Genomic DNA, 24049 nt, shown 5'->3' with positions numbered 1-24049 from the left:
GTATTGCCTGCTGCGTCGGTGACCGTCACACCAATCACCGTGCCGATCGGCAGCGGGGTCGACGGCGTATACGTCCATGCACCGCTCGGGTCGGCCGTCACAGTGGCGTCCGGCGTGCCGTCGCCGTTGGTATCGATGTTGACCGTTGCGCCTGCTTCGGCTGTACCCGACAGCGACGTACCATCCGTCGCGTTCACCGTCGGCAGTGCAGGCGCCGTCGTATCGATCGTCAGGTTGAATGCCGTGCTTGGCGTGCTTACGTTGCCTGCGGCATCGGTTGCGGTGACGGTCAGGCTGTGTGCGCCTTCCCCCAGCGCCGTCGGCGGCGTGAATGTCCAGTTTCCGGACGGATCTGCCGTCGTGGTGCCCAGCAGCGTCGTGCCGTCGTACACATTGATCGTGCTACCTGCTTCCGCAGTACCGTTCAGTGTCGGTGTCGCATCATCCGTACTGCCGCCTGAAACGATCGCGCCAACAACGGAGCCCACGTCGTCCGTCACGGTGCCGATGACCGGTGCCGCAGGCGCGGTCGTGTCACCCGACACCGTCACCGAGGCAGACGGCCCCGTGTTGCCTGCCGCATCTGTAACCGTCACACCAATCACCGTGCCGACCGGCAGCGGGGTCGACGGCGTGTACGTCCATGCGCCACTCGGATCGGCCGTCACAGTGGCGTCTGGCGTACCGTCGCCGTTCGTATCGATGTTGACCGTCGCGCCCGCTTCCGCCGTACCCGACAGCGACGTACCGTCCGTCGCGTTCACCGTCGGCACCGCCGGCGCCGTCGTATCGATCGTCAAGCCGAATGCCGCACTCGGCGCACTCACGTTGCCCGCCGTGTCCGTTGCAGTCACCGTGATCGAGTGCGCGCCCTCTCCCAAACCCGAACTCGGCGTGAAGGTCCACTTCCCGGACGAATCCGCCGTCGTCGTGCCCAGCAACGTCGTGCCGTCATAGACGCTCACCCTGCTACCCGCTTCCGCTGTACCGCTCAACGTCGGAGTCGTATCGTTCGTCGCACCGCCGATCGCAACCGGATGTTGCGCATCGTCGTTGACGGCCGTAATCGCAGGCGCTTCCGGCACGACCGTATCCACCACGATCCCGACCGTGCCCAGTTCGCTCGTATTGCCGCTACTGTCGGTCTGCGTCACCGTGATCTGATGGGCGCCGTCGGGCAACGTACCGGGCGTGTACGACCAGTGCCCGTTCGCGTCCGCGGTCACCGTACCGACCGTCTGACCATCGACCTGGATCGTCACCGTCGCGTTCGGCTGAGCACCCGAACCCGCGATCGTCGGCGACGTGCGACCCGTGACGATATTGCCGTTGCCGCCAATCGGCTGCCCATCGATCGTCAGTCGCGCCGATCCGGTCGGCGTTCCGCCGCCGCTACCGCCACCATCCCCGCCGCCGCCGCTGGCCGCGGCTGCCGCAATGCCGCCGGCCGCGGCGACGCCGCCGAGTATGCCGAGCAGGGCACCGGTCGACAACCCGTCGCCGATCGGCGCATAGGCGAGCGCCGAATCGACGATTCCGTCGCCGGTCGCCTGCAATCCGGGGCCGAACTGCACGAGAAACCGCCCGTCGTCCTGGACGAAGACGAGATTGTGATAATCCGCGCCGTTTTCGAAGAACGCCTGCACGCGCACCGTTCGGCCGTCCTTGAATTCGACGATAAGGTCGTTCCCGGAACGCGCGTAGTTGGCCACGTCCTCCTTGTGAGCCGACAGCAGGAAATTGGCTGGACCACCGGGCGACGCGACGACCTGCGAACCATTGGCGACCGGAACATCGACGTGATTGCTCAATACCGACGAGGAAACCATTGCCCGACTCCTTGTAGATAGGGATGACAAACCTGGCCCGTCGCTGACGGGCAAACGTTCAACCAAACGGGCGCGACGGGGCACGACGCGATTTCGCGCCGCTGCAAATCGGGTATCCGGCTCACGCGGGACGCAACGAGCCGCTAGCCCACCCGAGGCGGTCTATAACGGAAAAGGAAGAAAGGAGCCGGGGCTGCTATGGAATCAGGGGCGAGTCCAGACGGCCGGAACAGCCGTTCGCCCTGCGGGCCAGGCAACGGCCCGACACGGTGCGCCACCCCGCCGGACGGAGGTGTTTGATGGCCCTCGTGCCGCGGATTTTTTCCGTACGGCGATTTTTTGTTTGATATTGGATCTGCATCTCTACCGCCCTCGCCATATTAGTTATTTCCTTTTATCGCGAATAACCAACGATTCGCTTGATCAGAGCGAATTGTCGCGGTGCACCATCACTCTCTTTTATGTTACCGCTCGTGCCTGCATTTAGATTACACCGGTCTTTCACGTACATGATTGCACTCCGCTGAAGCTTTTACAAATATTTTCAGTCTTTCGTGCATATATTTTTCTCTCACCATAAAAAGATGAACAATTTTCAGGATTGATTCGACGAATTCGTTGCCAAGACAATGATTCATCGCGACAGGGTTATCTCGAAAAGCCCGGCCCGCTTGGGTCCGCGTCGACTTCAGCGGAATGAACGCGAGAGCAGATTTCGGTATGCAACTGTATTGAGACTGCGCATCCCGACGCACCGCATCCAGCTATAAACCTCATCGGCAAAAAGGATTTTCAGGAAAACCCGTATACATCCACGGCGCCTCCGAACCCGACACCTATTTCTACCGAGCACCTGGTATCCAATTCAGTCTTCGTCGTAACGATATTCATTCACATCGAAAACCGGCCTCCCCGAACCGATCCGGCGAATCCGAAAAGGAAACAAATAACGGGGTTTTGGCGGAATTGAATCCTCGATACAAATAATCGACGCGCATGCGGTCCGCCACCGGCCATCGCCGGCATGGCGCGGACACGCGTGCGTGGACGGCGGTCCTGAATTACCATCGTGCATCCTCACGCGGCGGGCTTGGCCGTCGGCGGTTCAAGGTCGGATATCCCGGATCAATCGATCGTGCTCGCTCTCATCATCGTCGCCGGCCTGTGGGCCGGCCTCCAGAACGCCCTCGCGGGCGGCGGTTCGTTCGTCACGCTGCCCGCGTTGATCGTGTCGGGAATGTCACCGCTCGCGGCCAACATCACGTCGACGGTCGCACTGTTCCCCGGCCAGGTCACGACGGGCTGGGCAAGCCGGAACATGGTGAGCGGCGTGGGCAAGCTGCCGTTTCGCGCACTGTTCGCGATCAGCGTGGCCGGCGGCGCGCTCGGCGGCCTGCTGCTGCTGAAAACGCCGTCGTCGATCTTCTCGCAGCTGGTGCCGTGGCTCGTGCTGTTCGCGACGGTCGTGTTCGCATGGGGCAGTTTCTTCCGCAAACCGGACGCTGGCGCGCAACATCTCGGCCCCGTCGCGACCGGGGTCGCGCAGTTCCTGATCGCGGTCTACGGCGGCTACTTCGGCGGCGGCATCGGGTTCCTGATGATGGCCGCGCTGACGATGGCCGGCCTGCCGCCACGTCGTGCAACGTCGACCAAGAACGCGCTGGCGGGCGTGATGAACGCGTCGGCGGTCGTCCTGTTCGTCACGTCGCCGCACCTGCACTGGCGCGCGGCGATCGCGCTCGGCGGCGGCGCGATCGTCGGCGGCCTGCTCGGCGCGTGGGCGCTGCATCGCGTAAACGAACGCGTGCTGCGGATCGCGATCGTCTGCATCGGCGCGCTGCTGACCGTCGGGTTGTTCGTCAAGCCGATCTGAGCTCACGCTCGTCCCTGCCGCGATCGCGGCAATTGATGAGCAAACCGCAAGACGTCTTTCGCATATCTCGTTTGCCGTCGCGGCGGTGCCCGACCACAATCCGGGTTGCCGCGATCGGCGCCCTCTCGCGGGCGCCGACCGGCACACTGCGGCCGCCATTTCGATTCACCGCCGGCGGTCCGGCACATCGCGTCACCCCACGCTCCCTCGACATCGGCGCCCGTGCGGCGGCAGAACGCTTGCCGACGCGCCGTCCGATACGTTCCCGGCCAACAATAACTAGAGGTAGGAGATGCAGGACAACTCGTTGAGGCAAAGCCTCAAGCAACGGCACATCACGATGATCGCGCTGGGCGGCGTGATCGGCGCGGGCCTGTTCGTCGGCTCCGGCGCGATCATCGCAACGGCTGGCCCCGCGGCGATCCTGTCGTACCTGATCGGCGGCGTGATCGTCACGCTGGTCATGTTCATGCTCGGCGAAATGGCGTCCCGCCATCCCGACAGCGGCTCGTTCTCCACGTACGCGAGCAGCTATCTCGGCGAATGGGCCGGCTTCGCGGTCGGCTGGCTGTACTGGTTCAAATCGATGATGACGATCACCGTCGAAGCGATTCTGCTCGGCGCGATCCTCCACGATTTCCTGCCGTGGCTGCCTGTGTGGGGCGGCGCGCTGTTCATGCTCGTCACGCTGATCGCGAGCAACGCCTACTCGGTGCGCTCGTTCGGCGAAGCCGAATACTGGCTGTCGTTCGCGAAGGTCGCGACGATCATCGTGTTCATGGCGCTCGGCGCATCGATCCTGCTCGGCTTCCAGCCGCGTATTCCCGCACCGGGGCTCGTGAACCTGACCGATCACGGCGGCTTCATGCCGAACGGCATCTCGCCCGTGCTCGCCGGCGTGATGGTGGTGATCTTCTCGCTCGGCGGCAGCGAGATCGCGGCCGTGGCCGCGGGCGAATCGGAAAACCCGCGCAGGAACGTGATCCGCGCGATCAAGAGCGTGATCGTGCGCGTGATGGTGTTCTACGTCGGCTCTGTGTCGATCCTGATCCTGTGCATGCCGTGGACCGACAAGGTCAACCTGAAATCGCCGTACGTGTCGCTGTTCGGCATGGCGGGCTTCACGGGGGCGGCCGTCGCGATGAAGATCGTGCTGTTCGTGTCGTTCATGTCCGTGATGAACTCGTTCCTGTTCTCGAACTCGCGCATGCTGTTCTCGCTGAGCCAGCGCGGCCACGCGCCCGCGATGTTCGGCCGCACCAACGCGAAGGGCGTGCCGATGAACGCGCTCGTGCTGTGCCTCGCCATCTGCGTGTCGATCCTCGGCATTCACTTCGTGAGCGGCGGCGATCTGTTCCTGATGCTCGCGAAGAGCAGCGGCGCGTTCGTGATGATCGTATGGATCTTCATCGTCGTCGCGCACTTCGCGATGCGCCGGCAGACGCGCCACGAGCAACGCGACCCGACGGCGTTCCGCGCGTGGTTCTATCCGGTGTCGAACTGGGTCGCGTTGCTGGCGCTGGTCGCCGTGCTGGGGTCGCAGGCGTTCAATCCGGATTCGCGCTTCCAGTTCTGGTTCACGGTGCTGACGGCGCTCGCGATCGTCGCGGCGTACTTCTTGCGGCGCAAGCAGCCGTCATTCGGGCAGGCAGCCGACGCGAAGAGCCGCTGACGAGCGGGAAGCCGACCGGCGCGCGCGTTCCGTTCAGCCGAACGGCCGCACGCCGATCAGCGGGCCGTGCAGGAACAGCGCGAACACGGCCCAGGCGACGAGCCCGGCGGCAACGGCCGCGACGTCGCCGGCCAGCCCGCCGGCCGGATAGCGGACACCGTCGCGGCGATCCCGCGCACGCGACACGACAAAATCGACGATCGACCACACGAAGAACGCACCGAACAGCACGAACGCGTGCACGGTGCCGTTCACGAGCAGGTGCGCCACCGCCCAGACCATCACGCCGGCCAGCATCGGATGCCCGACGAGCGTCTTGATCCGGTTGCGCGGCACATACGACGCGGCGATCAGCACGAACGCGACCGCGGTCAGCATGCCCGTCAGGTGGCGCACGCCGACCGGCGACATCCACAGCAACGTCGCGCTCGTGCGGGCGATCCCGGACCCCCAGATGATCAACGCGAAGCCGACGATCGACGCGATCGCGTAACCGCCCTTCCAGCCCCTCTCGCCGATCCGCTCGATCGTCGCGGACCGCCAGCCGTCGGCGACGATCCGGATCGAATGCACACCGAGGAAGATCGCTAAACCGAGAATCAGGACGAGCATCGGCTGTCTCCGTCTGGAATGATGAGTGGGGAAGCGTTCCGCGCGGCGTCCGGTGCGCCGTTCGCGGGGCCGGCGGCGAGGCCGGCGCAGGTCGCGCCAGGCACGGGCGCAACCCGCGCCGATCATAAACGCCGGGGCCGCCGTTGTGAAGCATGCACGATGTGCGGTGCGTCAAGCTCGATGCATGCGTGCGCCGGGTCGTGCGGGTTTGCCCGAAAGAAAGGAAAACGAAAAATCGCGAGGCGGTCGCGCCGCGCGGTCGGTACTACGTCTGCTTGCGCTTCGTCGCGGGCTTCGCCGCCTGCGCCCGTGACGATTTCGAAGCCGGCTCCGCTTTCCGCGCCGACGCCGGTTTCGATGCGGATTTCGCCGCTGGACCGGACACCTTTTTCGGCGCCGGTTTCGATGCGGGCTTCGCTGCAGCTTTCGGCGCGGCTTTCGGCCCTGCTCCCGATACCGTCTTCGACGCCACCCTCGCCTTGCGCTTCGGCGGCCCGGCCAGCAGCGCCGCGCGATATGCGCTGCGGCACCAGTCGAACAGCGCGCCCGCATCCTCGAGCACGTCGGCCGGCGTTTCGTAATAGCCCTCGAGCGCGACGGTGCGCGTGGGCCGCGCATACGAGAACGGCCCCATCCCCGCCGCAACGAACGCAGGGCGGTTCACATCGTCGACGCGCAGGAACAGCGACCCGCGCGACATGAAGCCGAACATCACGCCGTCGAGCCGCAAGGCCGCACCGCTGAAAAACCGCGCGACGGCGACCGTACCGAGCGGCGCAAGCTGATACGCGATTTCCTCGCCGTGCGCCTTCTCCGCCTGCCAGCTCATGCGGATGCCTCGCAGCGCTGCGTCCACGCATCGAGCTCGGCCGCGTCGAAACCGACGGCCGCCGCGCTCTCGCGAATCTGCCGCCACGTCGCGCGGTCGACCGGAATGCCGGCCGTGCCGCGCACGGCGCGGCTCGCCTCTTCCGGCTCGCCGGGCACCTGCACCGGTGCATCGCCGGCCCGCGGCGACGCCTTCGCCCACGCAACGAAGGCATCGGCTTCGCGTTCGGCGTCGGCCGCGTCGAACGCTTTCGGATCGATCAGCACCGACAGCATCCCGTTGACGATCGCGCTCGTCTTCTGCAGCGTATCGCCGTACGTCGTATGCCCGCCCACGAGCGCGCCGCCGAAGATCTCGCACATCGCCGCGAGCGCATACCCCTTATGCAGCCCGAACGGGAGCAGCGCGCCGAACGGCTGCTCGTGCATCACGGCCGGATCGTCGGTCGGCTGGCCGCGATGGTCGATCAACGCGCCGGCCGGCACGCGCTTACCCTGGTTGTAGGCAACGCGCGTCTTGCCGTACGCGATCGCGCTCGTCGCGAAATCGAGCAACAGCGGCGGCTTGCCCGCCCGCGGATACGCGGCGCAGAACGGATTCGTGCCGAAACGCGGATCGGTGCCGTGCAGCGGCGCGACCAGCAGGTCGCCCGGCACGTTGACGAAATGGAACGACACGAGCCCCGCGCGCGCGCACTGCTCGGCCCAGTGCCCGATGCGGCCGAGGTGATGGACGTCGCGCAGCCCGATCGCGCAAATGCCCATGCGCCGTGCGCGCTCGATCCCTTCGACCATCGCCTCGAACGCGATCACCTGGCCGAAGCCGCGGCCGCCGTCGATCGTCAGCACCGCGCCGCCGTCGCGGACGATCGACGCGTGCCCGTTCAGTTGCAACTGCCCTTCCCGCCACGACGCGACGTAGTTCGGGATCATCCCGACGCCGTGCGAATCGTGGCCCGCGAGATTCGCGGCGACCAGGTGATCGGCGACGAGCGTCGCCTCGCGCGGGTGGCTGCCGGCCCGTTCCCAGAGTGCCGCGACGAACGCATGCAGCGGTTCGGCGCGCATGCGCAGCGGTTCGGTATCGGGCGTCGGCAGTGCGGTCATCGGCAACACTCCATCAAGTCGGTTCGGGTCGGGCAATCGGCACGTCGGATATTGCGACGATCAGTGCGCGGTCGCGATCACGTCGGCCACCGCCGCCGTGAGCTTCTTCGCGTACGGCACGTGCAGGAACTCGTTCGGGCCGTGCGCGTTCGACTTCGGGCCGAGCACGCCGCACACCATGAATTGCGCTGCGGGGAAGCCCTCCTGCAGCACGTTCATCAGCGGAATCGTGCCGCCCAGGCCCATGTACGCGCAGTCGGCGCCGAAGTGGCGGCGCGACGCGGCGTCGAGCGACGACGCGAGCCACGGCGCGAGATCCGGCGCGCTCCAGCCGGTCGCGGCGCCCGCGTCCGGCTTGAACGTGACCTTCGCGTTGTACGGTGGATCGAGTTCGAGCAATGCCTTCAGCTGCTGCACGGCCTGCGCGGCGTCGACGAGCGGCGGCAGCCGCAGCGACAGCTTGAACGCGGTGCGCGGGCGCAGTACGTTGCCCGCATCGGCGAGCGCCGGCATGCCGGCCGCCCCGGTCACCGACAGCGACGGGCGCCACGTCGAATTCAGCAGCGCCTCGCGCGGATCGGTCGTGGTCGGCAGCACGGGTTTGCCGTCCGCGCCGCACGCCCACGGCAGCCCTTTCCATACCGTATCGCCGAGAATCGCGGCGGCCGCTTCCGCTTCGCGCACGCGGCTCGACGGAATCTCGCAATGAAACGCGCCCGGCAGCAGGTTGCCGTTCTTCGCGTCTTCGAGGCGTTCGAACAACTGGCGCATCACGCGGAAGCTCGACGGCGCGATGCCGCCGTAGACGCCCGAATGGACGCCTTCTTCCAGCACCTCGACCTGCAGGTCGCCGGACACGAGGCCGCGCAGCGACGTGGTCAGCCACATCTGGTCGTAGTTGCCGGCGCCCGAATCGAGGCACACGACGAGCGATACCTGGCCGAGCCGGTCGCGCAATGCGTCGACGTACGGCAGCAGGTCGTAGCTGCCCGACTCCTCGCAAGTCTCGATCAGACCGACGCAGCGCGGCCGCTCGATGCCCTGCTCGTCGAGCGCGCCGAGCGCCGCGAGGCTCGCGTAGATCGCATAGCCGTCGTCCGCGCCGCCGCGGCCGTACAGCTTGCCGTTCTCGAACTTCGGCGTCCACGGGCCGAGGTCCGCGCGCCAGCCGTCGAATTCGGGCTGCTTGTCGAGGTGGCCGTATAGCAGGATCGTGTCGGTGCTGCCCGAACGCGTCGCGGGCGTCTCGAAGAAAATCACCGGCGTGCGGCCGGGCAAGCGCACGATCTCGAGCTTCAGGCCCTTCACGGGCTGTCGTTCAGCCCACTGCGCGGCGTCGGTGACGACGCGCTCGAGATACCCGCGCTTCGCCCAGTCGGGGTCGAACGCGGGACTCTTCGCGGGAATCGCGATGTAGTCGGTCAGGGCGTGGAGGATTTCATCGTTCCACTTGCGCTCGATGAAGGTCACGAGCTTGTCATGGTCGAGGACGGGGGTGGTGTCGACGGATGTCATGGTGGGGATGCCTGGATCGGGCTGACGAAAATCCAGATCATACGCCGATGCTCCCCTGCCGGCGCCCCCTTGCCCGCCGTTCGGACCGCCTTCGGAAACGCGTCGCGCAGGCCAGGCGCGTCGCGCCGCAGGCACCGCGTCAGTTCACCCGCATCCTCTTCACGCGAACGCGCCGCGGGCTCGCCGACCACCGCGGCGAGAAACCGCTGGCCTGCCGCTCGAACGCGCCGCGCACGCGAGCGCTCCGCCCGGCGCCTGCTACGTGCCGCCGCGATCCATCCCGCGCCGGTACGCGGCCGGGCTCGTCGCCGCGACACGCCGGAAATGCCGACGCAGCGATTCCTCGGATCCGAACCCCGCCCGCGCCGCGACCTGCGCCAGCGACAACGCGGGCTGCGCTTCGAGCATGTCCTTCGCGACGTTCACGCGTTCGCGGATCAGCCACGCGAGCGGCGACATCCCCGTCGCGTCCGCGAACCGACGCTGCAACGTGCGCGTGCTCATCGCGGCCTGTGCGGCGAGCGACGCAAGCGTGTGCGGCTCGGCCGCATGCGCGCGCATCCAGTCGATCAGCTTCGCGAGCCGGTCGGTGCCGCCCGGTGCGACCGGGCGCGGCACGAACTGCGCCTGCCCGCCGTCGCGATGCGGCGGCAGCACGAGGCGCTGCGCGACGCGGTTCGCGATCGCGCCGCCATGATCGCGGCGCACGAGATGCAGCAGCATGTCGAGCCCCGCCGCCGAGCCGGCCGACGTGACGATCTGCCCTTCGTCGACGTACAGCGCATCCGGATTCACGCGCAGCGCCGGATAACGCGCCTGCAGGCGTTCCGCATACCGCCAATGCGTCGTCACGGTGAGCCCGTCGAGCACGCCGGCCGCCGCCAGCACGAACACGCCCGAACAGATCGAGCAGAGCCGTGCGCCGCGCCGATGCGCGGCCCGCAACTTCTTCAGCAACGGCTCGGGCGGCAGTTCGTCCGGATCGCGCCAGCCGGGAATCACGATGGTATCCGCGCGATCGAGCGTCGCGAGCCGGTAGGGTGCGGCGACGGTAATGCCGCCCGCCGCCCGCACGGGCCCCGGCTCGCTCGCGCATACCGCGAAGCGATACCAGTCGACGCCCAGCTCGGGGCGCTCGAGCGCGAACAGTTCGACCACGCAGCCGAATTCGAACGTGCAGAGGCGATCGTAGGCGAGTGCGACGACGAGATGATTGTGCATGGCGCAATGTTACCGGAACTTGTCGATCGCGCCACTGCCGCGACATGCGCCGAACCGCGATACTGCCCTTCATTGCGGCGCGTTCCGCGCCCGTTCAACCAGGAGAGCCTGACCATGTCCTACGTCACCGACGTCCCCGCCGCCGACAGCCTCGCCGCCCTCGCGCATTTCGAGGCATCGCTGCGCTTCGAGACCGATTGCTGGGACGTGCACGACGCACTGGCGTCCGGCGCACCCGATTTCGTGCTGCTCGACGTGCGCGGCCCCGAGCAGTTCGCCGCCGGCCACGTGCCCGGGGCGCGCAACCTGCCGCGCCGCAAGATCGTCGAAAGCAAGCTCGCCGGTTACCCGGCCGGCACGCTCTTCGTCGTCTATTGCGCGGGGCCGCACTGCAACGGCGCCGCACGTGCGGCGATCCGGCTCGCGCGCCTGGGCCGCCCCGTCAAGCTGATGATCGGCGGCGTGACGGGCTGGCTCGACGAAGGTTTCGCACTGAGCAAAGAAGTGCAGCCGGCGGACGCCGAAGCCGCCTGATCGTCACCGAAAGCGCAACAATCAATTGCCGGCACATAAACGGAAAAAGCGCGACAATCAGCCTCATTGCAGTTCGGACGGAGCAGCACCATGCATGATGCAGTCCTGATTCAAGTGGCCGGTTCAGTCGCAGCGATCGCGCTCTATTTCCTGCCGGCCGTCATTGCCGACCGGCGTGCCCGGCACGACAAGCTGACGATCGCGATGTTCAACGCACTGTTCGGGTGGACGGGCATCGGCTGGCTGATGACGCTGTACTGGGCGTGCCAGCCGAACCCGCGCACCGACGTCGCGCAGACGATCCTCGCGAAGCGCCGCGGCGTCAGCATGCGGACCTTCTCGGCCGGCCTCGTCGAACGCGTGCAACGCCGCGTCGCCGCCCAGGAGCAATGGGCGGAAAAGCAAGGCTGCCGTTGAGCCCCGCTTCCCCCTTCACCGTATCGCGTCGAACTTCGGCATCCTGACGTTGGTCGACGCGCGGTAATCCCACTTCAGTGCATCGCGCGGCGGCCAGCCGCCCGCGCGCAACCGCGCCGCGAACGCCCCCGCCGTCACCGCCCGTGCGATCCGCTCGCCCGGACACCCGTGCGGCCCCGTGCCGAAGCCGAAATTCGGCCCCGTCGTGCGGCCAGGCATCAGCCGGTGCGGATCGCGATGCACGGCCGGATCGCGGTTCGCCGCAGCCAGCACGACGAGGATCGCATCGCCGGCCTCGACGCTCACGCCTTCGATCGTCGTGCGTGCCGCGACGAAGCGGCGCGTGTTCTGCACCGGTGAATCGAAACGCCCGACCTCGGCGACGAAGGCGTCGAGCGCGGCCGCGTCCGGCATCGCGCCTGCTTCGCCGTTCCATGCCACAAGCGCATTGCCGAGCCATGCGGCGCTCGCCTCGCACGTCTGCGACAGCAATCCGACGAGATTCGCGACCCGCGCGCCGCTCGCCTGCCAGCCCGACGCCCGGGCCGCCTGCTGCACCGCGGCGACCAGCGTGCCGTCCTCTGCATGCGACTGCGCGACGCGTTCGGTCATCCGGTCGAGCAGTTGCCGCGCAGCGTCGCTCGCGCGCGCCAGCGCCGCGGCATCCGACAGCGGCGACAGCGCGGCGACGAATTCGACGACCCGCGCCGCGATGTCGTCGAGCTGCGTTTCGTCGAAACCGAGCAGATCGGCGACTGCGCACACCGGCACCGTCATGCACCATGCGTTCAGCGCGTCGGCATCGCCGGGCGCCGGCAGTCGCCGCGCGGCAAGCGCGTCGGCGCGATCGCGCAGCGCGTCCGTGTCGATCGGCGCGAACGCCGCGCGCAACGCCTGCTTCGGCACATCGTGTCGCGACGCGCCATCGTTCATGCGCACCAGCTCGCCGAACAACGCGCCGGCCGTCGTGCCGCGCAACGCGGGCGGCACCGGCGCGTCCAGCGGGCGCACACGGCAGGCCGGATCGCCGAGCACGGCCGTCACGGCCGCCGCGCGGCTCGCGACCCACAGGCCGAGCGCGGCGTCGAACGCGAGCGGCGGGCCGTCGACGAGCGCTGCGTAATAGGGATAAGGATCGCGGTGCGTGACCGCTGCAATGGGATCGATCGGGTTCATGCGTCCAGTATCGGCGCAGCGCGCCGTCGCATGTTTCGGGGTGACGTGAAATGTCGTCGCACGGACGCCGCGCGCCGCGGCATTGCAGCGGCCGGCCGGCGTCAGGCCGCCGACCGGTCGCGGTGCGACTGCATGCGCAGCCGTACCCGCCCGGCCGAAATCGCGCGCGGCTCGGGCACCACCGTGTCGTGATGGAACATTTCCTGCCGGAACTCGCCGCTTTCGTCGAACCACTGGCAGATCAACCAGTCGCCGTCGTCGAACACGACCGGCCCGGCATACGTGACGGTCATGCGCGGCCCGCCCGTTTTCAGCGTCACGACATCGCCCACGCGAAACCTGACGCGGTGATTTTCTCGGATCGTCATCGCTCTCTCAGCTTTTTATATATTGAATATATTGATATTCCCGGCGGCCCACTCACCGGTCATTGGAACGTGCCGCAGATTATCAATCAAAAAATCATCCGGCAACTCCCATGCGCGGAAACGCTCTGAACGGGAACCTGCAACAATGTGCGGGATCGTCGCGTATGACGGCCCGCCGGGCGCCAGCCCCGGCGCGGCTTACACGCCGCCTGCGACCGATCGGGCGGAATGCGGAGAATATACGATGATTTTTGCGCCGTCATCGACGATTAATCCGGACGCGAAACCGGTTGATTATCGTCAATCAACGTTACGCCGTAAACGATTCCAGTTTTTATTAGGGATCATTCGTCGAACAAAATCGGCGAATTATCCGGTGCAGCAAACCAGCGGTTGATATCGCGCCCCGGTATGGCCGCCCGGGTAAAGGTGAACGTGCCGTCGCGCCTCATCTCCGTCGCCGCACGCAGGAATGCGCCGAGCGCGGCCCGCGCCAGCGCGCCGCCGACGCTGACGCGCTTCACGCCGAGCGCCGCCAGTTCGTCGACGCTCAGCAACCCGCCCTGCAGACCCATGACGACATTGACGGGCGCGCCGACCGCTTGGGTCACCGCCGCGATCTCGTCGGCGTCGGTGATGCCGGGCGCATACAGCACGTCGGCGCCGGCGTCGCGATAGGCGACGAGCCGCGCGATCGTGTCGTCGAGGTCGTGCCGGCCGTGCAGGTAGTTTTCGCAGCGCGCGGTCAGCGTGAACGGAAACGGCAGCGCACGCGCCGCGTCGACGGCCGCCGCGATCCGCTCGACCGACGCGTCGCGCGGATAGATCGGCGTATCGGCACGGCCGGTCGCGTCCTCGATCGAGCCGCCGACCGCGCCCGCCTCGGCCGCCAGCCGGATCGTTTCGGCCACCGTGTCGGGTGCGTCGCCGAAGCCGTTCTCGAGATCGGCGCTCACGGGCAAGCCGCCCGCGGCGACGAGATCGGCGATGTGAGCGAGCATCGCGTCGCGGTCGATCGCGTTGTCGGGTCGCCCTTTCGAAAACGCGTAACCGGCGCTCGTCGTGGCGAGCGCCTCGAAGCCGGCCATCGCGAGCAGGCGCGCGGTGCCTGCGTCCCACGGGTTCGGGATGATGAACGCGCCGGGGCGCGTGTGCAGCGCACGGAAGGCTTCGGCGTGGCGGGCTTGCAGGTCGGAACGGGTCATCGCGAACTCCGAGGAAAGTGTTGACGGGTGAGCTTACGCCGGTCGTGCACGCGACGTTTCAGCATTCGCCGAAATGTCGTGGCGCAACAGAACAAACTCGCCGATGCCGAATGCAGGCCGCCACGCATGGCCGCCCGCGTCGGTTCACTTCGATGCGGGCCGCCCGGCGTCGACGCCGAGCAACACGTCGGTGACGGCCTCGGAAAACCGCATCGCGCGACCGTCGATCAGCACGCCATCCGGATTCGACGGATCGCGCACCGCCGGCGACACGCCGTGCGCGATCAGCACGCGCGCGCACGCTTCCCAGTCGGGATCGCCGACGCCCTCCGGCTCGTTGACGGACGCCCAGGACAACGTACCGAGCGCATCGCTGCCGAACCCGTGCACGTCGCGCCAGTTTGCGCCGTGCGCGAGCAGGAACGCCAGCAGTTCGGCATCGCCGCGGAACACCGCGTGGTTCAGCGCGCTCGCGTCCCAGTCGCCGCCGCGCGCGGCGATCGGCCAGCCCAGTTCGACCATCACCTTCACCGCATCGCGCGAACCCCATGCGGCGGCGTCCGGCAGCAACCGCAGCCGGTCGTCGGGCAACGTACCGGGCAGCTCGCGATGGCGCGCCTGGATGCGCCGCGCGTCGTCGGCATCGGCGCGCGCGCAGGCCGCCACGAATGCGTCCTGCGCATCGAGCGCTTCCTCCGCGCCGGCCGCGCGCAACAGCGCCGCGACGTCGGACAACCCGGTCTGCATCGCGAGCCGGTACGCGCTGACGCCCGCGGCGGTCCGCGCGCGGGGATCGGCGCCGGCCGCCAGCAGCGCGGCGACATGGCGCGCCGGGCAACGCACGGCGATTGCGCGCAGCAACGGCGCGCCCCACGTCTTGGTCGGCCCGTCGCCGGCCGGCTCGTTCGGGTCGCCGCCATGCGCGAGCAGGCACTCGAGCGCGGTAGCGTCCGGCACGTCGAGCGCCCGCCGCAACGCATTCGTCCCGCTCACCCGGGCGCCGTGCTCGAGCAGCAGGCGCGTGCATGCCGGATTCTCCACCGAGTGATACAGCGATTCGCCGTCGTTCGGATCGGCGCCGGCTTCCAGCAGCATCGCGGTGAGCGCCGGATCGCGATTGACGCCGGCGGCGCCATACAGCGCCGACAGCGGCGCCGACTCGTCGGGCTGCGCGAGCGAGGCCGGCGGCGTCCGGTTGCCGATCCGCTGGTTCGGATCGGCGCCCGCATCGAGCAGATAGCGCGCGCACGCACGCAGCCGGGCCGCGAATTCGGGAAGCTGGCCGAGCCGCGAATGCGTGACGGCGACGAGCGGCGGCAACTTCAGCGCACCGTCGGCGCGCGCGATCCAGCCGGGATCGGCGGCCAGCGCCGCCTTCACCGCGTCGAGATCGCCCGACGCGCATGCGATCGTCGAGTCCGCCGATACGAGATCGGGGCGATCGCGCAGCAATTGCGCGGCGACGCGCGGCCGGGCCGCGTCGAAACCGCCGGTCACGTCGGCGCCGTACGCGAGGTCGAGCCAGCGGCGAATCAACGACGACCGCGGTTGCCGCGCGAGCGCATGCGTTTCGACGAACACGCCGAGATCGGCCCATGAAGCAAAACCGTACTCGCGCGCGATGCAGGACTGTGCGTCGTGCAGGCGGAGCCCGAGTGCGAGCGTTTCGTCATGCGTGCGATTCGCGGCTGCCGGCAGGGACTGGACGAAGCGCGCGACGGCATCGGCGTCGCCCTGCCGGTACAGGCGCAACAATGCCTTGGCCTGCTTTTTCAGATGATCGGGATGAGCGTTGGGAGGCAGCTTTTTCATGCGGATCCTCGTGCGTGGATGGCCGAAGGTCCGCAATACCGCCAGCACAAAGGATGGGGGAAGACTGGATTTGCAGCGACAGGTGGGTTGAACCCTTTCCGCGGACCCGGAAGCGACCTGCATCGCTGGCCGGTATCGTAGGCGACGGCCGCCGGCGTCGTCAATCGTGCGGCGCTGCGGCGCTCACCCCGCGAGTTTCTTCGTCAGGAAAATGCGGCTGTGCCCGACCGGGTAATCGTGGAGCTCGCCGAAGCGGACATAGCCGCGCTTCTCGTAGAACGGCCGCGCCTGGAAGTCGAACGTATCGAGCCACGCGCTGTGGCAACCGCGCGCGACGGCCTCCTGTTCGGCCAGATCCATGATGCGCGTGCCGGCGCCTTGGCCACGCGCGGCTTCGGGTACTACGAGCAGGTCGACATGCAGCCAGCCGAACGCCGTGCCGCCCCACAGGCCGCCGACCACCGCGCCGGCCTCGTCGGTCACGATCACGGCCAGCGGCCGAAAGTCGACCGGGCCGGCCTGGCTTTCGTTGAAGCGGATGAGCGGCGCGACGATCTGCTTGCGCACCTCCGGGTCGCCCGCATCGGTCACGGCATAGGTCAACGTCATCGGTTGCGCGGGGTCGTGGATGAAAATGGGCGGAAATCGTGCATGCCGCGCCCGTCAAACGACGTATGCGCCCTTCGCGTGCAGTTCCGCTTCGGTCCGCTCGAGCGCCGCGATCGCATCGCTGCCTTCGAGCGCCAGCAACTGCGCGACCAGCGCCTCGGCCATCGCATGCGCGGCCACCAGCGACGGAAAGAACGACGGGCTGTCGTGCGTGAAGATCAGTTGCGCGTCCGCGTGCAGCGCGATCGGCGACACCGCGCTGTCGGTGATCGCAACGATCCGGCTGCCCTGCGCCTTCGCGGCCTGCGCGACGCGCGTCGCTTCGGCCGAATACGGCGCGAAGCTGACGATCACCGTCACGCTCTGCTTCGCGATCGTGCGCAACTCCATTTCGAGGGAACCGGCGACGCCGTTGAGCAGCGACACGGTCGGACGAAACAGCCGGTAGCCGTAGACGAAACCGAAGGCCACCGGATAGCACGAGCGAAACCCCGCCACGTGCACGTGCGACGCCTTGCGGATCAGCTTCGCCGCGTCCGCGAGCGCGTGCTCGTTCTGCGCGGCGGTCGCCGACAGGTTGTGCTGCTGCGCGGCGAGCAGATCGTGCGCGAGCGACGCCTTCGCGTCGGGCCGCACGAGCGAGCGCGCACGCTGCGTGAGCGGCTCGGGACGCGTGCGCACGCGCGCGACGCACAGGTCGCGCAGCTCGTTCCAGCCGGGAAAGCCGAATTGCTGCGCGAGCCGCACGAGCGACGCAGGCTGCACCTGCGCGCGCTGCGCGACCTTGCGCATCGACGACGTGGCGACTTCGTCGGGATGATCGAGCAGGAAGGCGGCGCCCGCCTGGAATTGCGGGCTCAGCTCGGAAAATTGCGCCCGGATCCGGGACGCGAGTTCGTCGAAATTGGCGGCCATCTTGGTGGGAACGGGAACCGGTCGTCCATGGTATCACCGGCCCCGCGCCCACCGTCAGCGCAGCACTTCGACGTGATCGGCGTCGACCTTCACGCGGCCCGACCATTTGCGCTCGAATTCGCCGGTCAGCTTCACTTCGTTCTTGTCGCTGACGGGCTGGCCCGCCGCCCACAGCTTGGGGTCGATTTCGACGCGGATCGTGCCGGTGGCGTCGGCGAACTCGTAATCCTCGCCGCCGACGTGCTTGACGATGCGCCCCTGCAACTGCACGTGCTGGTCGTCGCGGCCGTTGGCGAGCAGTTCCTTCACGGTCGTCGTGGTCAGCGCGGACGGCCCCGTGTATTGCGCGTAGACGGCGGCAGGCAGCGCGACGAGCGCGACCGCCAGGATTCTGGCCAGGTGTTTCATGATCTCGGTCCTCTTCTTCGATGTGGCGCCGCGCTCCGTTGAACGCGACGGCGCCAGCTTACGGACCGTAAGATTAAGCAAACCTGAAGGGCATGCCGAAGCGACACGGTGCCGCATTGGACCGGTACGAACGCGGGCCGCGCACGGCGTGCATTTAAGCTCGGCCTAAGGCGCGTGCGCTTATCATGAGAACCCCGGGCGCCGCGGCGCCCCTGTCGGAGAGACACGAATCCATGCGCGTACTGCTCGTCGAGGACGATTCGCTGATCGGCAGCGGGCTCGAACAGGGCCTCAAGCAGGAAGGCTTCGCGGTCGACTGGGTGAAGGACGGCGACGCCGCGTCGCTCGCGCTGCGTGCGACCGGCTACGGGCTCCTGCTGCTCGATCTCGGGCTGCCGAATCGCGACGGCCTGTCGGTGCTCGCCGCGCTGCGCCGCCGCGACGAAAACCTGCCCGCGATCATCATCACCGCGCGCGACGGCGTGCCCGACCGCATCGCGGGCCTCGACAGCGGCGCGGACGACTATCTCGTCAAGCCGTTCGCGCTCGACGAGTTGCTCGCCCGTATCCGCGCGGTCAGCCGCCGCCATGCAGGCCGCGCGCAGACGACGCTCGCGATCGGCCCGCTGCGGCTCGATCCCGTCAAGCACCTCGTCTGGCTCGACGACGACGAAGTGCCGCTGTCGCCGAAGGAATTCGTGCTGCTGCACGAGCTGATGCGCGAACCGGGCGCGGTGATTTCGCGCGAACAGTTCGAGGAACGGCTGTATAGCTGGGGCGAGGAAATCGAGAGCAACGCGGTGCAGGTGCATATCCACAACCTGCGCAAGAAACTCGGCCACGACATGATCCGCACGGTGCGCGGCGTCGGCTACCGGATCGGTGACGGCACGTGACGCGCCTGCAACGCGCGGTCGCGCGCTGGCGCAACGCGTCGTTGCGGCGGCGCCTGCTGACGTGGCTGCTGCCGGCCGCGTGCGTGATCGGCCTGGTCGCGAGCGCCGGCACCTACTGGGGCGCGCTGCGCGAACTCGACGATCTGCTAGACGACCAGATGCGCAGCATGTCGAAACAGATCGTCGTCGGCCCGAACGGCGAGCTGTCGTTCAGCAACCGCGCCACAGGCAAGCACGGCTTCGAAGCGAGCGACCCCGATGCGGTGCTGCTGCAGGTATGGCGCAACGGCACGCTCGTGTATTCGACCGACCGCGACTCGAAGCTGCCGCCGCCCGCGCAGCAGGGCATCGCGAGCGTCGACGTCGGCGGCCAGCCGTGGCGCACCTATGTGACCGAGCGCGGCGGCACGACGATCCGGCTCGCGCAGGCACGGCATGCGCGCTGGGAAGCGATCGCGGGCATCGCCGTCCACCTGCTGTGGCCCGTCTTCTCGATGCTGCCGCTGCTCGCGCTCGGCCTGTGGTTCGGCATCGGCGCGGGGTTGCGGCCGTTACGGGCAATCGCGTCCGGCCTGAAACGCAGGAATGCGAACAACCTCGAGCCGGTCGACGTCGCATCGATGCCGAACGAGGTCCGCCCGCTCGCCGAGGCCATCAACGACCTGCTCGCACGCCTCGACCGCTCGTTCACGTTGCAGCGGCACTTCATCGCCGATGCCGCGCACGAGCTGCGCACACCGATCATGGGGCTGTCGATCCAGTCGCAATTGCTGCGACGCGCGGCGACTGCCGAGGAACGCGAGCGCATCCTCGCGCAAATCCATGCGGGCACGACGCGCCTCGGCCACCTCGCCGAACAGTTGCTGACGCTCGCACGCCTCGAGCCCGATGCGCAGGCGGCCGTCGGCGCGTCGGCGCCGGTCGATCTCGCCGCGCTGTGCCGTTCGGTGGTGTCGGACCGCGCGCGCGTCGCCGACGCGCACCGGATCGATCTCGGTGCGATAGTCGACGTGCCCGTGACGACGGCGGGCAATGCCGACACGCTGCGCGTGCTGCTGAACAATCTCGTCGACAACGCGATCCGCTATGCGGGCGCAGGCGCGCGCGTCGACGTATCGGCGCGCATGGACGGCGCGACGCCCGTGCTCGAAGTCGCCGACGACGGCCCCGGCATTCCGGAGGCCGAACGCACGGACGTATGGGAACGCTTCTATCGCGGCGAAGGCGCGCAAGCCGCCACGTCGTCGGGCAGCGGGCTCGGGTTGTCGATCGTCAAGCGGATCGCCGAACAACATCGCGCGACCGTCGCGCTCGGGACCACGCGCGGCGGGCGCGGGCTGACCGTCACGGTGCGCTTCCCGCGGCCGGCCTGACGCGCGCGCGGCGGTCGGCTTGTCCCCGGATTATGTTGGCAAATCCGGCAACAGATCGCGATCGACGCGGCGCCGGTCGTGCTCGTCAACATGTTTACGCCGGCGCCCGCCGACGAAGCCGACTTTCTCGCCGTCTGGAAAGACGACATGGAATTCATGAAGCGCCAGCCGGGATTCATCTCGACGCAGCTTCATCGCGCGCTCGGCGACAGCCCGACCTACCTGAACCACGCGGTCCGGGAATCGACGGACGCCTTTCGCGCAGCCTTCACGCATCCGGAATTCGTCGCGAAGCTGTCGGCCTATCCGTGGTCCGCCGTCACCAGCCCGCACCTGTTCCAGAAGATCGGCGTGGCCGGTATCTGCACAGCGTGAGCCGGCGTGCGAAGCGTGGCAGCGCGTGGCATTTGGCCGAATCGCGAATGCGGACTTCTCCACAGAAAATGTTGGCAAGCTTGTGGATATCCTGCGCACCGCGGCGCTAAACCCTTGATCCGATGGACTTTGGCACGCGTGATGCAGACAAGGCCCGGGCAAGGGCCATCGCCGTCACCGCTTCGCCGCACATCGCATCACGACGCCACGACGATGTACGTCCACGATGTACGTCCGATGGGCATCGCAACCGCCGCACGCATGCCGGACCGGCGCTGCGCCACTTACCCACAGATTTTGTTGGCAAGCTTGTGGATATCCTGCGCAAGCCTGCGCTAACCCGTTGATCGGCCTACGATTCGCGCCGCGCGTCACCGTTTCGGCAACGCGCGGCATCGGCATGCGCGAACGCGACGATCGGGCATCCGGGCAGCGCCCTGCCGCTGCCTTGACGCCCGTGCCCGCCGCGCATCAAGATCACGCAAGCCGCACGCGGCCGCGCATCGTCGGCCATGCGCGTCGGCGCCCCGGGCCGGCCGTGCCGCCGGCACCGCATCACGACACCTCACTCCGAGGAAGACCATGGAACACTTCACCGCGTGGCAATTGCTCGTCTCGCTCGTGCTCGTCGCCATCGTCGTCTATCCGTACGTCCGCATCGTTCGGCGCACCGGGCATTCGGGCTGGTGGATCCTGACGATGTTCGTCCCGGTGCTGAACTTCATCATGTTGTGGGTGTTCGCGTTCGCGCGCTGGCCCGCCGTCGACGATCGGCAGCCCTGAGCGTTGCGGTCGCGGCCGCGCGCGAGCTTGTCCACAGATTGTGTTGGCAAGCATGTGGATAGCCTGCGCATACCGCGATCAAGCACTTGATCCGAAAGACTTTGTCCGCGCCGCCTCGAAAAGGGCACGACGACACCCGATCGCGCGTTGCATGCCGCGTCGGCACGTGACGCGCGGGCTGCCGTGCTTGTCCACAGATTGTGTTGGCAAGCGTGTGGATAGCCTGCGCATACCGCGACCAAGCGCTTGATCCGAAAGACTTTGTTCGCGCTGCCTCAAACGCGGCACGCCCGGCGCGCGTCGCGCCGGACGCCGCGGCGCGCGGGCTTGTCCACAATTTTTGTTGGCAAGCATGTGGATATCCTGAGCATGCGCGACCTAAGTCGTTGATCGCACAACGTTTGATCGCGCGGGTCACGACTGCGGCACGGCGCGCCCGCGGCGCTCGCCACGCGCGCCGTGCCGCGCTGCTCAACCGAACGTGCGCGCGACGATGCGCGCGACCGACGCGATCACGTCGTCCTTCGCCCGTGCATCGGCTTGCGCCTGCGTGTAGTACACGGCCAGCACGATCGGCGCGCGCGACGTCGGCCAGATGACGCCCGCATCGTTGGTCGTTCCGTAATCGCCGGTACCGGTCTTGTCGCCGACCGTCCATCCGGCGGGCACGCCCGCGCGAATTCGCTTGTCGCCGACCTTGTTGCCGCGCAGCCACGCGACGAGCTGCGCACGCTGCGCGGCCGGCAGCGCGTCGCCGAGCGTCAGCGCGCGCATGCTGGCGGCCATCGCGGCGGGCGTCGTCGTGTCGCGCGGGTCGCCCGGCAGCGCGGTATTCAGTTCGGTCTCCCATCGATCGAGACGGAACATGTCGTCGCCGATCGAACGCGCGTAGGCCGTTACCGCCGACGGGCCGCCGATCAGCTTCATCAGCAGGTTCGCGGCCGAGTTGTCGCTGTACTGAATCGTGGCCTCGCACAGCGCGCCGACCGTCATGCCCGCGCCGACATGCTTCTCCGACACCGGCGAATAGTTGACGAGGTCGGCCTTGGTGTACGTCACGCGCTGTTGCAGCAAGCCCGGCCGCTCGACGCTCTGCGCGAGGACCGCCGCACTCAGCATCGCCTTGAACGTGCTGCAGAACGGGAAGCGCTCGCCCGCGCGATGCTCGATGGCGCGGCCGCTCGCCGTGTCGATCGCGCACACGCCGAGACGGCCGCCCGCGTCGCGCTCGAGATCGGCGAGCGTCGTCGCCGCCGCGACGGGCGCAATGGCGTCCGCGGCAGCCGCCGCTGCCGCCGCGGCCGGGTCCGGCGCCGCGGCCTGCCGCGACGCGCACGCGGTGACGGTGAGAACGAGCGGCGCCGTCGCGGCGGCCAGCAACAGGGTTCGACGTTTCGTTGAGTAAGTCATGTCGGTTGTCTCGTGGTGGAATGGCGGCGAAACGGCATTGCGTGTCGGTATTGCGTGCCGAAAACGGCCGGCCGCCGAGACAGCACTATCGAGACTTTACGGTTGCCCGACAAGCAACGATAATTGAGCGCTGACAAAAGAAATTCTTATGACCAAACTCCGCCCTCATCTTCCGCTCAATGCGTTGCGCGCATTCGAATCGTCGGCGCGCCACCTGAACTTCACGCGCGCCGGCCTCGAGCTGAGCGTGACCCAGGCCGCGGTCAGCCAGCAGGTGCGCTCGCTGGAAGAGCGGCTCGGCTGCACGTTGTTCACGCGATTGCCGCGCGGCCTCGGGCTGACCGACGAGGGGCGTGCATTGCTGCCGGTGCTGAGCGACGCGTTCAGCCGCATCGAGACGGTGCTCAAGCAGTTCGACGGCGGGCGCTTCCGCGAGGTGCTGACGCTCGGCGTCGTCGGCACCTTTGCCCTAGGTTGGCTAATGCCGCGGCTGAAGCAGTTCGGCGACACACACCCGTTCGTCGAGCTGCGGCTGCGGACCAACAACAACGTCGTCGACCTCGCCGCCGAGGGCCTCGATTTTGCGATCCGCTTCGGCGTCGGCAATTGGCCGACGACACGCAACGAGCAACTGCTCGATGCGCCGCTCACCGCGCTGTGCACGCCGGACATTGCGCGGCGTCTCGCGCAGCCGGCTGACCTCGCGAACGAAACGCTGCTGCGCTCGTACCGCACCGACGAATGGCTCGGCTGGTTCGACGCCGCGCAACTCGAACCGTGGGCCGTCAACGGGCCCGTATTCGATTCGTCCCGGCTGATGGTCGAGGCCGCGATACAAGGTGCGGGCGTCGCGCTCGCGCCCGCCTGCATGTTCGCGCGCGAACTGCAACTCGGCCAGCTCGCGCGGCCATTCGACATCGACGTGCGCGCGGGCGGCTACTGGCTCACGTCGCTGAAGTCGAAACCGCTGACGCCCGCGATGACGCTCTTTCGCGACTGGATCGTGGCGGAAGCGGCCGGCGCGGCGCCCGCCGAATAACGCGGCCGCGCTTGTCCACAGAAAGTGTTGGCAAGGATGTGGATATCCTGGGTATCCGGAGCCTAAGCCTTT

The 24049-nt window shown here is 67.8% G+C and carries 23 protein-coding genes; 9 read left to right on the top strand and 14 right to left on the bottom strand.

What is annotated here, in order from left to right; genetic code table 11:
- Nucleotides 1-1829, bottom strand: a 1829-nt coding sequence (locus WT97_RS29650; RefSeq protein WP_156440338.1) for an Ig-like domain-containing protein, incomplete at its 3' end; no start/stop codon positions are given.
- 1135 nt (nucleotides 1830-2964) lie between these two features.
- On the opposite strand from WT97_RS29650, the gene WT97_RS29645 reads away from it, so the two are divergent.
- Nucleotides 2965-3702, top strand: coding sequence for a sulfite exporter TauE/SafE family protein (locus WT97_RS29645; RefSeq protein ID WP_059793475.1), 738 nt, complete (start codon nucleotides 2965-2967; stop codon nucleotides 3700-3702).
- 292 nt (nucleotides 3703-3994) lie between these two features.
- Nucleotides 3995-5374: an amino acid permease gene (locus tag WT97_RS29640; RefSeq protein WP_060037217.1), complete on the top strand. Its 1380-nt coding sequence runs from the start codon at nucleotides 3995-3997 to the stop codon at nucleotides 5372-5374.
- A gap of 33 nt (nucleotides 5375-5407) precedes the next feature.
- Here the strand turns inward: WT97_RS29640 and WT97_RS29635 are convergent, their stop codons facing one another.
- The 5 genes from WT97_RS29635 to ftrA all read right to left on the bottom strand — a co-directional run bounded on the left by WT97_RS29635 (nucleotide 5408) and on the right by ftrA (nucleotide 10657).
- Entirely contained in the window at nucleotides 5408-5986 is a 579-nt protein-coding gene (locus WT97_RS29635; RefSeq protein WP_060037215.1) for an NnrU family protein, read from the bottom strand.
- A 265-nt stretch (nucleotides 5987-6251) separates the two neighbouring features.
- Entirely contained in the window at nucleotides 6252-6815 is a 564-nt protein-coding gene (locus WT97_RS29630) for a TfoX/Sxy family protein (RefSeq protein ID WP_060037232.1), read from the bottom strand.
- Nucleotides 6812-7921 (bottom strand): malate/lactate/ureidoglycolate dehydrogenase, encoded by a 1110-nt coding sequence (locus WT97_RS29625; protein WP_060037213.1) that lies wholly within the window; start codon nucleotides 7919-7921, stop codon nucleotides 6812-6814. The genes WT97_RS29630 and WT97_RS29625 overlap by 4 nt, the downstream gene beginning before the upstream one ends.
- 60 nt (nucleotides 7922-7981) lie before the next feature.
- Nucleotides 7982-9436, bottom strand: a complete 1455-nt coding sequence (locus WT97_RS29620) for a M20 family metallopeptidase (protein WP_059502513.1) — start codon at nucleotides 9434-9436, stop codon at nucleotides 7982-7984.
- A 258-nt stretch (nucleotides 9437-9694) separates the two neighbouring features.
- Nucleotides 9695-10657 carry a transcriptional regulator FtrA gene (ftrA, locus tag WT97_RS29615; RefSeq protein ID WP_059502511.1) on the bottom strand — a complete coding sequence of 321 codons (963 nt, stop codon included), beginning with the start codon at nucleotides 10655-10657 and terminating at the stop codon, nucleotides 9695-9697.
- Nucleotides 10658-10771: 114 nt separating this feature from the next.
- On the opposite strand from ftrA, the gene WT97_RS29610 reads away from it, so the two are divergent.
- Entirely contained in the window at nucleotides 10772-11191 is a 420-nt protein-coding gene (locus WT97_RS29610; RefSeq protein WP_060354911.1) for a rhodanese-like domain-containing protein, read from the top strand.
- A gap of 90 nt (nucleotides 11192-11281) precedes the next feature.
- The gene (locus WT97_RS29605) at nucleotides 11282-11608 is read left to right on the top strand and encodes a superinfection immunity protein (RefSeq protein WP_059502508.1); all 327 of its coding nucleotides are present in this window, start codon (nucleotides 11282-11284) and stop codon (nucleotides 11606-11608) included.
- Between the two features lie 15 nt (nucleotides 11609-11623).
- On the opposite strand, the gene WT97_RS29600 is transcribed toward WT97_RS29605, so the two are convergent.
- The 7 genes from WT97_RS29600 to WT97_RS29570 form a co-directional block, all read right to left on the bottom strand.
- On the bottom strand, nucleotides 11624-12784 hold the full coding sequence (locus WT97_RS29600) for a cytochrome P450 (protein WP_059793420.1): 1161 nt from the start codon (nucleotides 12782-12784) through the stop codon (nucleotides 11624-11626).
- 101 nt (nucleotides 12785-12885) lie between these two features.
- Complete coding sequence (locus WT97_RS29595; protein ID WP_034204377.1) at nucleotides 12886-13152, bottom strand: YodC family protein; 267 nt, start codon at nucleotides 13150-13152, stop codon at nucleotides 12886-12888.
- Between the two features lie 344 nt (nucleotides 13153-13496).
- Nucleotides 13497-14357, bottom strand: coding sequence for an oxaloacetate decarboxylase (locus WT97_RS29590; RefSeq protein WP_060037209.1), 861 nt, complete (start codon nucleotides 14355-14357; stop codon nucleotides 13497-13499).
- Between the two features lie 144 nt (nucleotides 14358-14501).
- On the bottom strand, nucleotides 14502-16169 hold the full coding sequence (locus tag WT97_RS29585) for an ankyrin repeat domain-containing protein (RefSeq protein WP_060354910.1): 1668 nt from the start codon (nucleotides 16167-16169) through the stop codon (nucleotides 14502-14504).
- Between the two features lie 183 nt (nucleotides 16170-16352).
- On the bottom strand, nucleotides 16353-16778 hold the full coding sequence (locus WT97_RS29580; protein WP_059502499.1) for an N-acetyltransferase: 426 nt from the start codon (nucleotides 16776-16778) through the stop codon (nucleotides 16353-16355).
- Nucleotides 16779-16832: 54 nt separating this feature from the next.
- Nucleotides 16833-17693, bottom strand: coding sequence for a MurR/RpiR family transcriptional regulator (locus WT97_RS29575; protein WP_006485686.1), 861 nt, complete (start codon nucleotides 17691-17693; stop codon nucleotides 16833-16835).
- Nucleotides 17694-17747: 54 nt separating this feature from the next.
- Nucleotides 17748-18101 carry a YgiW/YdeI family stress tolerance OB fold protein gene (locus WT97_RS29570; protein ID WP_059793427.1) on the bottom strand — a complete coding sequence of 118 codons (354 nt, stop codon included), beginning with the start codon at nucleotides 18099-18101 and terminating at the stop codon, nucleotides 17748-17750.
- A gap of 233 nt (nucleotides 18102-18334) precedes the next feature.
- Between WT97_RS29570 and WT97_RS29565 the strand changes: the two genes are divergently transcribed.
- The 4 genes from WT97_RS29565 (at nucleotide 18335) to WT97_RS29545 (ending at nucleotide 21528) form a co-directional block, all read left to right on the top strand.
- On the top strand, nucleotides 18335-18997 hold the full coding sequence (locus WT97_RS29565) for a response regulator (RefSeq protein WP_060037203.1): 663 nt from the start codon (nucleotides 18335-18337) through the stop codon (nucleotides 18995-18997).
- Nucleotides 18994-20370 carry an ATP-binding protein gene (locus tag WT97_RS29560; RefSeq protein ID WP_060037201.1) on the top strand — a complete coding sequence of 459 codons (1377 nt, stop codon included), beginning with the start codon at nucleotides 18994-18996 and terminating at the stop codon, nucleotides 20368-20370. The genes WT97_RS29565 and WT97_RS29560 overlap by 4 nt, the downstream gene beginning before the upstream one ends.
- Before the next feature lie 42 nt (nucleotides 20371-20412).
- Nucleotides 20413-20745 (top strand): antibiotic biosynthesis monooxygenase, encoded by a 333-nt coding sequence (locus tag WT97_RS29555; RefSeq protein WP_060037199.1) that lies wholly within the window; start codon nucleotides 20413-20415, stop codon nucleotides 20743-20745.
- Between the two features lie 582 nt (nucleotides 20746-21327).
- A complete protein-coding gene (locus tag WT97_RS29545) occupies nucleotides 21328-21528 on the top strand; it encodes a hypothetical protein (RefSeq protein WP_059502489.1) in 201 nt (66 codons plus the stop codon).
- 471 nt (nucleotides 21529-21999) lie between these two features.
- Here the strand turns inward: WT97_RS29545 and blaPEN-bcc are convergent, their stop codons facing one another.
- Nucleotides 22000-22938: a PEN family class A beta-lactamase, Bcc-type gene (gene blaPEN-bcc, locus WT97_RS29540; protein WP_060037197.1), complete on the bottom strand. Its 939-nt coding sequence runs from the start codon at nucleotides 22936-22938 to the stop codon at nucleotides 22000-22002.
- Between the two features lie 148 nt (nucleotides 22939-23086).
- On the opposite strand from blaPEN-bcc, the gene penR reads away from it, so the two are divergent.
- Entirely contained in the window at nucleotides 23087-23977 is an 891-nt protein-coding gene (gene penR, locus WT97_RS29535) for a beta-lactamase transcriptional regulator PenR (protein ID WP_060037195.1), read from the top strand.
- The last annotated feature ends 72 nt before the right edge of the window (nucleotides 23978-24049 follow it).

It is taken from the genome of Burkholderia sp. MSMB1459WGS (assembly GCF_001534535.1).
In the GTDB taxonomy this organism is placed as follows: Bacteria; Pseudomonadota; Gammaproteobacteria; order Burkholderiales; family Burkholderiaceae; genus Burkholderia.
Note: the sequence above shows the minus strand (reverse complement) of the source record. Positions and strands in the feature narration are given on the sequence as shown.